At 52.3% G+C, this 12662-nt stretch carries 11 protein-coding genes; 7 read left to right on the top strand and 4 right to left on the bottom strand.

Annotation, left to right across the window (positions count from 1 at the left end; translation table 11 throughout):
* Positions 1-17: 17 nt before the first annotated feature.
* Positions 18-1169 (bottom strand): methyl-accepting chemotaxis protein, encoded by a 1152-nt coding sequence (locus tag QLG09_RS02585; protein WP_083599680.1) that lies wholly within the window; start codon positions 1167-1169, stop codon positions 18-20.
* A gap of 457 nt (positions 1170-1626) precedes the next feature.
* Between QLG09_RS02585 and QLG09_RS02580 the strand changes: the two genes are divergently transcribed.
* The 4 genes from QLG09_RS02580 to QLG09_RS02565 all read left to right on the top strand — a co-directional run bounded on the left by QLG09_RS02580 (position 1627) and on the right by QLG09_RS02565 (position 6076).
* Positions 1627-3756, top strand: a complete 2130-nt coding sequence (locus QLG09_RS02580; RefSeq protein ID WP_282488719.1) for a GGDEF domain-containing phosphodiesterase — start codon at positions 1627-1629, stop codon at positions 3754-3756.
* Positions 3757-3848: 92 nt separating this feature from the next.
* On the top strand, positions 3849-5081 hold the full coding sequence (locus tag QLG09_RS02575) for a sensor domain-containing diguanylate cyclase (RefSeq protein WP_014170316.1): 1233 nt from the start codon (positions 3849-3851) through the stop codon (positions 5079-5081).
* 73 nt (positions 5082-5154) lie between these two features.
* Positions 5155-5295 (top strand): Ecr family regulatory small membrane protein, encoded by a 141-nt coding sequence (locus tag QLG09_RS02570; RefSeq protein ID WP_020882478.1) that lies wholly within the window; start codon positions 5155-5157, stop codon positions 5293-5295.
* A 217-nt stretch (positions 5296-5512) separates the two neighbouring features.
* A complete protein-coding gene (locus QLG09_RS02565) occupies positions 5513-6076 on the top strand; it encodes a DJ-1/PfpI family protein (protein ID WP_025204027.1) in 564 nt (187 codons plus the stop codon).
* 69 nt (positions 6077-6145) lie between these two features.
* Here the strand turns inward: QLG09_RS02565 and QLG09_RS02560 are convergent, their stop codons facing one another.
* Both QLG09_RS02560 and QLG09_RS02555 read right to left on the bottom strand, forming a co-directional pair.
* Positions 6146-6904 (bottom strand): hypothetical protein, encoded by a 759-nt coding sequence (locus QLG09_RS02560; RefSeq protein ID WP_049022935.1) that lies wholly within the window; start codon positions 6902-6904, stop codon positions 6146-6148.
* A gap of 115 nt (positions 6905-7019) precedes the next feature.
* Complete coding sequence (locus QLG09_RS02555; protein ID WP_049022936.1) at positions 7020-8636, bottom strand: peptide ABC transporter substrate-binding protein; 1617 nt, start codon at positions 8634-8636, stop codon at positions 7020-7022.
* 185 nt (positions 8637-8821) lie between these two features.
* On the opposite strand from QLG09_RS02555, the gene mpaA reads away from it, so the two are divergent.
* Complete coding sequence (gene mpaA / locus QLG09_RS02550; protein ID WP_020882474.1) at positions 8822-9535, top strand: murein tripeptide amidase MpaA; 714 nt, start codon at positions 8822-8824, stop codon at positions 9533-9535.
* On the opposite strand, the gene ycjG is transcribed toward mpaA, so the two are convergent.
* On the bottom strand, positions 9526-10491 hold the full coding sequence (ycjG, locus tag QLG09_RS02545) for an L-Ala-D/L-Glu epimerase (protein ID WP_049023911.1): 966 nt from the start codon (positions 10489-10491) through the stop codon (positions 9526-9528). The two genes, mpaA and ycjG, sit on opposite strands and share 10 nt — an antisense overlap.
* 107 nt (positions 10492-10598) lie before the next feature.
* On the opposite strand from ycjG, the gene tpx reads away from it, so the two are divergent.
* Together tpx and QLG09_RS02535 are read left to right on the top strand one after the other, a co-directional pair.
* Entirely contained in the window at positions 10599-11105 is a 507-nt protein-coding gene (gene tpx / locus QLG09_RS02540; protein WP_020882472.1) for a thiol peroxidase, read from the top strand.
* A gap of 332 nt (positions 11106-11437) precedes the next feature.
* Entirely contained in the window at positions 11438-12646 is a 1209-nt protein-coding gene (locus QLG09_RS02535; protein WP_049023910.1) for an aldose 1-epimerase family protein, read from the top strand.
* The last annotated feature ends 16 nt before the right edge of the window (positions 12647-12662 follow it).

Here is a 12662-nt window from a genome sequence, read left to right as displayed (position 1 = left end):
CAGGCTCTTTTCGCGCATCAGAGGGAGTGACCGGGACGCGAGTGGAATGACAGCGGGGCAGCATGCGAAGGCGTGGATTCAACCTGATACCCCTTTTCGAGCCGGAAGTTACGCGTCCGCGCCTGCAGTTCACTTACCTGATTACGCAGTACATCAGAGGATCCGTTGAGTTCTTCTGCCATCGTAACGTTACTTTGCGTGACCCGTTCCAGCTCAGACAAAGCCAGCGTAATCTGGGAAATGCCTTTCTCCTGCTCTGACGTCGAGGTGAAAATGTCATCCATCAACTGGCTGACATTGCCGGAGCCGGTCACAATTTCTTGCATATTCTTTTCAGCTTCGGACACAACGGTCACGCCCTGAGTAACGTTATTGCTGGTCACTTCAATCAGCGTTTTGATGTTTTTGGCGGCGTCCGCGCTGCGGTGGGCCAGGTTTCGCACCTCTTCTGCCACCACCGAAAACCCTTTGCCGTGGTCACCGGCTCTGGCCGCCTCAACGGCCGCGTTTAGCGCCAGGATATTCGTCTGGAAGGCAATGCCGTCGATCATCGAGATAATCTCCGTCATTTGCTGTGCACATTCGGTAATGGATTGCATATTGGTGGCCACCTGCCCCATCAACTCGCCACCTTTGCGCGCCTGCAGTGTCGCCCTGTTTGCCTGCTCGCTGGCCAGTCGGGTGTTATCGGCATTATTTCGGGTACTTGCTGCCATCTGCTCCATGCTGGCAGCCGTTTGCACCAGCGATGCAGACTGCTGCTCTGTTTTCACCGAAAGCTGCGCGCTACGCGCGGAGAGTTGATCGGACAAGGTCATGGCGGTTTGCGACGAGGCCCTGATCTCGCGTACCAGGGTCGCGATGTTGCTGGAGAGGCTGTTAATCCCGGGGATTAAACGCCCTGCACAGTTATTGCCAAATTCAGGGATAGTCACGCCAAGATTGCCTGCAGTCACTTCTTCAATACTTTTTTTCACCGTATTGATCGGCGTCACAAGATACTTTGTCATGTAGCCCCAGAGCAAAAATAGCGCAACGAAATTAATGATATTGAGTGAAATAAAGAGAGAGGATTTGCTGGAAAATAGAACAACGACACCTGCATCAACCAGGAAAAGACATAAAAGGAACCCGGCAATGAAGGTTCTGACACTAATATTTCTTAGCATGATTATATCCACGATTTTATATTTAGGTCGGCATTAAGATTTATAGCATTCGTGTTGTTGTTTGTCCTGATGAACAACGCTGGTTTCACCTTTCGCCGTTAGCCACCTGATATTTAACTTAAGTCAGATAAAAACAGGGTATTAGTGAAAATGTTATATGCAGCATCCTGTGATACTGGTTTCCTGCCACTTTAAGCGATACCATCGCCTGCGATGAGACAATATGGCCGCGCTCATATTTAAGGAGCTTTGCTGCAATTATTCGCCTTTGTTTAGCAATGCTTAATAGGTGCCGGAAAGAATATATTTTATATTCACCGCCAGCCTTAACGTTTTAATATGACCGGTCGTTTTGCACGATACATAACTCATATTATTTCAATGCGCATGTACGTTGCCAGTTAAAGACGTGCCCGGCAGGCGAAATCGGTAACCCTCTTTGGCGTGGGATTGCATAATGCTCAATATATCGTGGGACCCTGTGTTAATAGCCCTCTCGTATCTGGTGGCCTTTATCGCCTCATTTGTGGCCCTGGACAGCGCCGGAAAAATCCCGCTTTCCAGCCGTAAAACGGCGATGTTCTGGCGTATCGCCGGAGGCGTCACGCTTGGGATCGGGATCTGGTCAATGCACTTCATCGGCATGCTGTCGATGCAAATGCCGATGATAATGAGCTATAACCTCTGGTTAACCCTCGCCTCACTGGGCGTGGCGGTGGTTGCATCCACGGTCGCCATCAATATTGCCGTAACGGGTAAAACCCTTTCCCCTTTTCGATTGATCGTTGCCACGGTGCTCCTGAGCGCTGGCGTGGTCTGTATGCACTTTATCGGTATGGCCGCACTGATGCTGGACAGCCATATTCTCTGGGATCGACGCATTGTTGCCGTGTCCGTGTTGATTGCCGTTATGGCCTCCGGCGCGGCGCTGTGGCTGGCATTTCGCCTGCGGGATATGCGCAAAGGGGTGTTTATCAATCGTATTCTCGCGGCCTGCGTGTTGGGTGTCGCCATCTGCGCGATGCACTACACCGGCATGCGTGCCGCCCATTTTCAGGAAATGACGCATACCCTGCCCGGCGGTATCAGCGAGCTGGGGTTATCGGTCTGGGTTTCTGTCACCACACTGTGCCTGCTCGGCGGTATGTTAATGATTTCGCTTATCGATTCACACCGGCGGACGAACCGACTGACCGACAACCTACGCCAGCTTAATCGTCAGCTTGAACTGCAGGCGCGCTTTGATGCGCTCACCGGTCTCGCTAATCGCCACCAGATGGACATTCGGATGCAGGATTGCCTGCGCAGCGCATTGCTCAGCAAGAAGCCATTCGCCGTGATTTTCCTCAACGTCGATCATTTCAAACGCATCAACGATACCTGGGGCCACAACACCGGGGATGAGTTGTTAATCTCTCTCGCGCAGCGCATTACCGCCCGCCTTACCCGCGAGATGACCCTCGCCAGGCTTGGCGGCGACGCCTTTATCCTGCTGGTTCCCGAGTGTGACGACGATAAAATCAACGCGCTGCTCACAACATTGCTGGAGGATATGCGCCGCCCGTTTTCACTTTGTGGGCACACGCTGAGCACAACAATCAGCGCGGGGGTCAGCCTCTACCCGCAGGATGGCGAGACGCTGCATGAGCTGAAGCTAAAAGCCGATGCGGCCCTGAATCGCGTCAAAGAGGATGGACGAAACGGCTGGGCCGTCTACCGGAACGAGATGTCAACGGCCATTCCGGCCAACCCCGGCTTCCTGCAGGAGTTAACTCAGGCGCTGGAACGCGATCAGTTTGAACTGTGGTATCAGCCGACCTGGCATGCAAAAGACTCCACTATTCACGGTTTTGAAGCCCTTCTGCGCTGGCGGCACCCTGAGCAAGGGGTGTTGCTGCCTAATCTGTTTTTACCGTCGCTGGAACAAACGGGGCTGATCATCCCGGTGGGGAACTGGGCGATTGAAGCGGCATGCCGTCAGCTTCATTTCTGGACAGAACAAGGTTTCAGCCAGTGGACATTGTCCTTTAACCTCTCCCCCGTCCAGTTCGAACAGCCGGATATCTTCCACATCATTTCGTCGATGTTGCATAAATATAATCTGTCGCCCTCCCGGCTTATCCTTGAGGTGACGGAAAGTACCGCACTGAAAAATCTCGACCGCAGTATTGAATTACTCAATGCGTTCAATCAAGCCGGGATTACCGTCTCGATTGATGATTTTGGCACCGGCTATTCCAACCTGCTGATGTTGAGCGTTCTGCCCGCTAAAGAACTAAAAATCGACAAGAGCTTTGTGCACTCGATGCTGGTAAATGAAAAAAGCCGCAAGCTGGTGGAAACCATTATTAATATCGCCAGGACCATGGAAATGAATGTGGTTGCAGAAGGGATCGAGACGCAAGAACAACAGGTGGTGCTGACGGACCTCGGCTGTGATTACCTGCAGGGGTTCCTTTTCTCCCGTCCTTTACCTGCCGAACAGGTTCCCTGGCTGCTGCTGCAAAAAAACTCAGACAAACAAATTATACCCATTGGTAAAATTCATGCGGAACCCGCATATATTTCACAAAAAAATCATGCCTGACCGGGTTAAGTAGAGTATGTTTCAAAGGAGTCCACTCCCGTTAATTCTGTCATGATCCTCAGGCACATGGTGCCGATGTACAGGAATACGCTATGTCGCAAAATTGTTTTGATGCGCTGAATTTAATTAAAACCCCCGTGTGGCTCATTTCACCTGCTTCAGAACAGATCATTTTTGCAAATGTGGCCGCCGCTCAGATCATGGGCGATAAAACCCTGGATGACCTACGCAAAGGTACCTATTCCGCCAATGCGCATCACGTGCTGTCGATGTATGTGCCTGAACTGAAGAGTGAGCAGGAGATCGTCGAAATCTGGACCATCTCGCGCGATGGACATGAAACCGCGCTGAGCTGCCGTCTCTCGCTTGCCCATTTCGTGCCCCAGGGGAATGTTATTGTTTTTGAAGGGCTGACGCAGCAGGTTCTCTCCGGGCTTAAGGCCAGCCGCTCCGCGACCTACCAGCGCAAAAAACAGGGATTTTACGCGCGCTTTTTCCTGACCAACAGCGCGCCAATGCTGCTTATCGATCCGTCCCGGGATGGCCAGATTGTGGATGCCAATCTGGCGGCGCTGACTTTTTACGGTTATGCGCATGATGAAATGTGCAGGAAACATACCTGGGAAATCAATACCCTGGGGCGGGATGTGATCCCCGTAATGACGGAAATTGCCGCGTTGCCGGGCGGCCATAAGCCCCTCAACTTTATCCACCGTCTGGCCGATGGCTCCACCCGCCATGTTCAGACCTATGCCGGGCCGATTGAAATTTACGGTGACAAATTGATGTTGTGCATTATCCACGATATCACCGAGCAAAAAAGGCTGGAGCAGGAGCTGGAACACGCGGCGCTGCGTGATTCCATGACGGGCCTGCTCAACCGGCGTCAGTTCTATATCATCACCGACCAGGCCAATACCCATCATCTTCCCGCGCAGCAGCAATTTAGCCTGCTGCTGGTGGATACCGATCACTTCAAAAATATCAACGACCTCTTCGGCCACCTGAAAGGTGATGAGGTACTGATCTCGCTCTCGCGCACGCTGGAAGCCTGTAGCCGCAAAGAGGACCTGGTCTTCCGCTGGGGCGGTGAGGAGTTCGTCATCCTGCTGCCGCGCACCCCGCTCGACACCGCCCTGCAAATCGCCGAAACTGTGCGCGATGCGGTCGCCCGCATCACGATCCCGGGTTTACCTCGCTTCACCGTCAGCATTGGCGTGGCGCGACATAATCCGGGCGAGAGTATGGATGAGCTGTTTAAACGTGTGGACGATGCGCTTTATCGCGCCAAAAGTGATGGGCGCAATAAAGTCCTGGCGGCATGAAACTGGTGTATCTCCGTAAGCCCCGTTACAATGCCCCTCTCGAATAAATGGACCACAGGTGGGTAGATGTGCAATGGGAAAAACAGAAATAATACTCACCATAATTATTTTATTCGTTATTATATTCGGCTTCTGGTTTATTTTCAGCGGTGAGATCTGGTTTCTGGTGGAATACCTTGAGAACAGTATCTACCCCACCTTCGATGCGCTATGACGCATGTTTAATTCCTTGTTTCACCTACCGAATTTGTCAGGTATCAGCACCGGTAAGAGGTGCGTAAAATACGCAACGTTATCCTCCAACAAGTTGATAACGAATCATTAAATCATTTGCTTATTTCGCCCGTTCTCTGACGGGCTTTTTTTATTTCCGGCAATTCAGCTGTGCCAGGCTATATCTTATACATCGTTAAACCTAAAGGTGAGAAATGATGAGCAAGAAAATCCTGATGTTGGTCGGCGATTACGCTGAAGATTATGAAACAATGGTGCCCTTTCAGGCTTTACAGATGATTGGCCATCAGGTGGACGCCGTCTGCCCGGACAAATCCCGTGGCGACTACATCATGACGGCGATCCATGATTTCGACGGTGCCCAGACCTACAGTGAGAAGCCGGGCCACCGTTTTATCCTCAATGCCGATTTTTCCGCCGTAAAAGAGCAGGATTATGACGCGCTGCTAATCCCGGGTGGACGAGCCCCTGAATATCTCCGGCTAAATGATGACGTGCTGAAACTGGTGCAGGCCTTCGACGCCGCGCGCAAACCGATTGCTGCGGTTTGCCACGGACCGCAACTGCTCGCTGCTGCCGGCATATTAAAAGGACGAACCTGTAGCGCCTATCCCGCCTGTGCGCCTGAAGTCCGCCTCGGCGGCGGGCACTATGCCAATATCGGTATTGATCAGGCGCACGTAGACGGTAATCTGGTCACTGCCCCCGCCTGGCCTGCGCATCCGCAATGGCTGGCGAAATTCAGTGCATTGCTAGAATAACAGTGCACTGCTCCCGTCAGTAGCGCCTGGCGGGAGCAATCCGCGGGGAATAATGTGTCGCCCGGCGATTTAGCGATCCTGCCGCTCCCACTGCGCTTCCCGCTCACGCGCTTTTCTGCGGGCTTCCTCTTTTTCACGATACAGTGGCGGATAGTAGATGTTCCCCCAGTCCCATTTACCGAACCAGAGACTCATCAGCGTACTAAAGATGAGTATAAGTACGGTATAAAAGAGAACGGTTCCGCTTTCACCGCCGTGGCTGAACAGATCGATGACCAGCGAATGCTGCGCGTCGCTAAACCACTGCGGATGGTCATCAAGCATCATGAAAAACAGGATCCCAAAGAGTAAATCCCCGACTTTAAATCGTTCATGAAATTTCGTGCGCCAGTTTGCATTATGTTTTTCATAATAATTCAGCAGGAACTGGTTGTTTTCCTTCAACGCTAAATCAAGTACTTCGCCTGAAGGAACTTCACCCGACCTCTTCTGATAATCACTCTGCGCGCGCAAGAAATCCGGGAAGATACTGCTGTAGATGAGCTCATTGAGTAATAGCCTGACGATATTGGCTATAAAAGGCATCACGGTGGTGGCAATCAAACCTAAGGCGGCGAGCGCCACGCAGAAAAAACCCAGATGTTTGGTCCAGTTAAGTGTCTGAACAGGCCAGGTCAACATTCCTTGCCCGCTGTATACCAGCAGCGCCAGATCGGCGAAAAGGACAATATAGATGAAGCGGATAATCCATTGCCATTCCCAGATTTTATCCATAATCCCTAACCCTGCCGGGAAAGACGCTTTCTCTTTCTTTTCATCCGTCATCATTTACCTCCCCTTTGACTCACGGAACAAACATCCCTCGTTCAATAAAGAAAAACTGGCGCAAATGCGCCAGCTCTTAATTTAACGTTCACAACGAAGACCGGCGGTTCCCGGCTCGTCAGTGTTTCTCAATATACATCGTCCGGCTATAAGCCACGTCTTCCGGGTTATTAATGGGGTAACCTTTCACCCATGGTTTGATCAGGCGGCCGTTGGTGTACTGGTAAATAGGTGCGATTGGCGCTTTTTCCGTGAGGATTTTCTCCGCCATGTTGTAGTCTGCGTTACGCGCTTTCGCCGTGTTTTCGAGCGTCGCCTGATGGATAATCTTATCGTACGCCGGATCGTTGAAACGCGAGATATTGCCGCTGTGGGTTGAGGTCAATAACGACAGGAAGGTCGATGGCTCATTGTAATCCCCGACCCATGACGCGCGGATCACATCGAAATTACCGGTATTACGGCTATCGATGTAGGTTTTCCACTCCTGGTTCTGCAGTTTGACGTCAACGCCGAGGTTTTTCTTCCACATCGAGGCCACCGCAATCGCGATTTTCTGATGGTTTTCTGACGTGTTGTACAACAGGTTCAGCTTCAGCGGGCGCTGAGGGCCATAGCCCGCGGCCTGAAGCAGCGTTTTCGCCTGGGCATTAAGTTCCTGCTGTGACATTTGCTCAAACGGCGAGGTTTCTGGCGTAAACCCTGCCGTCACGTCTGGCGTGAAATGCCAGGCGGGCTTCTCACCGGTTCCTAACACTTTGTCCGCCATGATGCGGCGATCGATGGTCATGCTCAGGGCGAGACGTACACGGGCATCGGCCGTGGGTCCTTTTTGCGTATTAAACGCATAGTAATAGGTGCCCAGCTGAGGCGGTGTATACACCTGTCCCGGAATGTCCTTGAGCAGCTTCTGATACATGTTTTTCGGGAACGATTCGGTGATATCAATATCATCCGCCAAATAGCGTTTAGTGGCCGAGGATTCCTGGTTAATCGGTATGAACGTCACTTTTTGCAGGACGGTTTTGGCGTTATCCCAGTAGTGTGTATTCGGCACCACAACCAGTTTTTCATTCACCACGCGATCTTTCAGAACGTAGGCGCCATTTCCGACCAGAGCCCCCGGACGCGTCCACTCTTTGCCGCTCTCCACATTGGCCTTTTGCACCGGATAGAAGGCAAAGTTTGCCGTCAGATTGCTAAACCACGGCAGCGGTTTATCCAGCTGCACACGTAAGGTTTTTGCATCTACGGCCGTCACGCCCAGCGTATCTGGCGCGGCTTTACCATCAATTATCGCCTGTGCGTTATGGATACCCGCCAGCGCCGCAAACCAGGCAAACGGAGACGTGGTTTTCGGATCAACCAGACGCTGCCAGCTGTAGACAAAATCCTGAGCGGTAACTGGAGAACCGTCAGACCATTTCGCGTTATCACGTAAGGAGAAAGTCCAGATACGGTTATCGTTACTCTGCCAGCGCGTCGCCACGCCTGGGGTCAGTTCACCTTTCTCATTCTGATTAATCAGCCCTTCAAAAAGGTCGCGAATGACCTGTATCTCGGGTAATCCCACGGCTTTTGCCGGATCAAGGGAAGCCGGCTCATCTTTAATGTGTCTGACCAGCTCCTGTTTTTGCGCCAGTACCGTGCCCTGTGGCACATCAGCGGCGTACGAGAGTGAAGAGAGTCCGCACAGCAACAGTGCAGTACAGAGACGCGAAACAGGATGCTTCATAAGATCCCCTTTTATGAATTCAGGTAATAAGCAGATGCGTAATTATTTGTTTCGACAATGAGAATTGCAAATACCTTCCTCCGGAAAGTTGATATCCGGCAATTTTCCCGCCATACGGAAACTATTTGATTAACCGCGAGTTTTGCACAACACTGCCAGTAGAGACTTCTTTATCAGGATTTCCTATGGCAATCACCCGACCCAGAGCGGAACGCGGCGCCTTCCCGCCAGGTGCAGAGCAGTATGGCCGTTCATTTTTAGGCGCATCGCTGATTTGGTTTCCGGCCCCCGATGCCGATCGCAACAGCGGCTTGATCATTGCCGGCACGCACGGCGACGAGAACTCGTCTGTCGTCACGCTCTCGTGCGCGCTGCGCACGTTGACGCCCAGCTTACGACGTCATCACGTGATTCTGGCCGTCAACCCGGATGGGTGTCAGCTTGGGTTACGCGCCAATGCGCGGGGCATCGATTTAAACCGTAATTTCCCTGCAGCAAACTGGCGCGCCGGTGAAACGGTTTATCGCTGGAACAGCTCCGCCGAAGAGCGTGACGTTGTCTTACTGACCGGCGACACGCCGGGCTCGGAGCCGGAAACACAGGCGCTGTGCCAGTTAATCCATAAGATCCACCCGGCCTGGGTTGTCACCTTTCACGATCCGCTGGCCTGCATCGAAGATCCGCGGCACACCGAGCTGGGCGAATGGCTGGCGAATGCTTTCGCCCTGCCGCTTGTCTCCAGCGTGGGCTATGAAACCCCTGGCTCATTCGGCAGCTGGTGTGCCGACCTGGGATTACCTTGCATCACCGCGGAATTCCCGCCGATATCGTCAGATGAAGCCAGCGAAAAATATTTAAAAGCCATGGTGGAGCTTCTGCGCTGGCAACCTCAAAAATGAAGGACGCCGCTGGTAAACGTGAGTGCCGGTGAAACGTCAACCGCCAGCCATGTCGGGCCATCAAGATCGGCAAAACTGACATGATTTACCAGCGGCAGCGCCGCGTTGATCGCCCGGGATGTACACAGCATACATCCCAGCATGATTGAAAACCCCTGAGCTTGCGCCTGTTCTGCCAGCGCCAGCGCCTCTGTCAGCCCACCGGTCTTGTCGAGTTTGATATTGACCATCTCGTAAAGGCCCTGCAGTCCAACCAGGCTATCGCACGTATGGCAGCTTTCATCCGCGCAGATGGGCAGCGGGTGGATAAAATTCTTCAGCGCCGCATCATCCTGTGCCGGCAGAGGCTGTTCCAGCATGGCCACGCCCAGGTCGGCCAGCAGCTGACATCGTGCGGCAAGGCCTTCGGGATGCCATGACTCATTCGCATCCACAATTAACGTGGCTGTCGGAACTGCCGAGCGGATAGCGACCATACGCTCGCTGATCAGACGATCGTCAAGCTTCACCTTTAACAGCGTCGCCCCCGCATCAAAGAGTGCTTTTGCGCTGGCGGCCATGTGTTCAGGCTCGCCAATCACCACCGTTTGCGCCGTGACAACCGATGTCGGCAACGTGACGCCTAGCAGCGTCGTCAGCGAGGTTTGCTGTTTGGCAGCCTCCAGGCTCCAGAGTGCGCAGTCAATCGCATTACGTGCCGCGCCGGCGGGTATACGCTGCTGTAACGCCTCGCGGGTGAGCCCTTTTTCCAGATCGGGAACGAGCGTCATGATAAGTGCCATTACCGACGCCAGACTTTCGCCATAGCGCGGGTACGGCGTGCATTCGCCGACGCCCTTAATGCCGTCTTCTTCTATCTCCACCACAACCACACTGGCTTCGCTTCGACTGCCGCGGGAGATCACAAACGGGGTATGCAATGGCCAGGCTTCTTCATAGACCTTAACGCTTCTCATCACTGACTCCTTGCGGCCCGGAAAGGCGAAAAAATTGGTTTGCCGTGTTATCCGCTGATGGCATACACTAGCCCCGACGTTAACTATATGTAAACAGGAAGATATCTATGTCACAACTCGTTCATTTCCAGGGCAACCCGGTTACTGTTGCAGGTTCCATTCCACAGGCTGGCAGCAAAGCACAGGCTTTTACTCTGGTGGCTAAAGATCTGTCTGACGTCACACTGTCTCAGTTTGCTGGCAAACGCAAAGTCCTGAACATTTTCCCAAGCATCGACACCGGCGTCTGTGCTGCATCCGTGCGCAAATTCAACCAGCTGGCGACGGAAATGGACAACACCGTTGTGCTGTGTATTTCTGCCGATCTGCCGTTCGCCCAGTCCCGTTTCTGCGGTGCTGAAGGCCTGAGCAACGTCATTACCCTCTCCACCCTGCGCAGCCCGGATTTCCTGGAAAACTACGGCGTGAGCATCGCGGAAGGCCCACTGAAAGGCCTGGCAGCGCGCGCTGTACTGGTTATCGATGAAAATGACAACGTCGTGTTCAGCGAACTGGTTAACGAAATCACCACCGAGCCGGATTACACTGCCGCGCTGGACGTGTTGAAAGCATAATGAATGCTTAGCATTCTATATAGCTTAGCAATCTAATGAAATAACAGGGTTTATTTCTCTTTGCAGGCTCTGGAAGACGACACATGACAAACCTCGCACTGGCGGGGTTTTTTATTCCCTTTAAGCTGAATCGTTAAAGCTAAACCCTTCACCGTTCACATTTACTGTGCAATTAATTGTATTGAAGTTAACTTAATTGCGATCTTATTCTCATATTAGACCTTAAATATTCATATTTTCTTCCCCAGTGAAGCACATCACATTTCCCTTCAGGTCAAAACATTAGATTTGCTGACGAAAGCAAATAATCGTTTCAGCAAAAAGGAAAGGATATGAAAATTAAACTGGCTATTACGCTCCTTGCGGCTTTGATTTCGGGTCATGCTGCGGCGAAAACCTGGGTGCTGACAAGCGCTGAAAGCGGCGTGGAGAAAGGAAACTGGAAAATAACGAGCGATGAGCTGAAGGTAAAAGATCAGGCGTTCAGCATTGAACAAAAAGTGTTGCACGGTGGGAAACAGGAAGGCAGCAAAATCCTTGTTATCAGCAGTAAAAGTGGCCTGACCATTACCTTAAGCCCCTCTCGCGGCATGAACCTGCTCCATGTGGAAGGCTTCGGCACCAGAATGGGCTGGGATTCCCCGGTAAAAGAGGTCGTGAACCCGGCATATATTAATCTGGAAAGTCGCAACGGGCTTGGCTGGCTGGAAGGTTTCAACGAGATGATGGTGCGCTGTGGCTATGAGTGGACGGGCCACCCGGTCACGGCTGACGGCCAAATCTATACGCTTCACGGCAAGACGGGCAATACGCCTGTATCGCAGGTTGAAGTGGAGGTGGCTGACGCAGCCCCCCATGAAATTCGAATTCGCGGTTTGATCAAAGAGAGCACGTTCAAAAAAGCAGATTTGCAGACCATGACCGAACTGCGTTACGTCCCAGGAACCAACCAGTTCAGTTTGCATGATGTTCTGACAAACCATGCCGATTACCCGCATGATTATCAAATCATCTACCACAGCAACTTTGGTACCCCGATCCTCGAAGAAGGCGCGCGCTTCCTTGCCCCGGTTGCGAGCGTCAGTCCATTCAATGACTACGCGAAAGCCGGTGTCAACGACTGGCAGACCTATGCCGGGCCAACGAAAGGCTTTGATGAGATGGTGTTTAACCTCAAACCGCTTGCGGATAACAACCACAAAACCCTCGCGGCCGTGGTGAATAAAGCCGGTGATAAAGGGGCGTCCATTCAGTTTGATACCCGCCAGTTGCCGGTGCTGACCTTATGGAAAAACACCGACACCCTGAAGCAAGGTTATGTCACCGGTATTGAGCCGGGTACCAGCTACGCCTACCCGGTCACCATTGAGCGCGAACAAAAACGCGTTAAGCAACTGCAACCGGGAGCCAGCACACAGTTTGATCTGACCTATACCCTGCTCCATAACCCGCAACAGGTGAAAGACGTGGAGAACCGAATTGCATCGATTCAGGGAGAGACAAAGGTCGACATTAATAGCACCCCTATCGCAAAAGAATGAGTAAAAAAAAGCCTCT

Source organism: Enterobacter sp. V89_11, assembly GCF_029967775.1.
In the GTDB taxonomy this organism is placed as follows: domain Bacteria; phylum Pseudomonadota; class Gammaproteobacteria; order Enterobacterales; family Enterobacteriaceae; genus Enterobacter; species Enterobacter ludwigii.
Note: the sequence above shows the minus strand (reverse complement) of the source record. Positions and strands in the feature narration are given on the sequence as shown.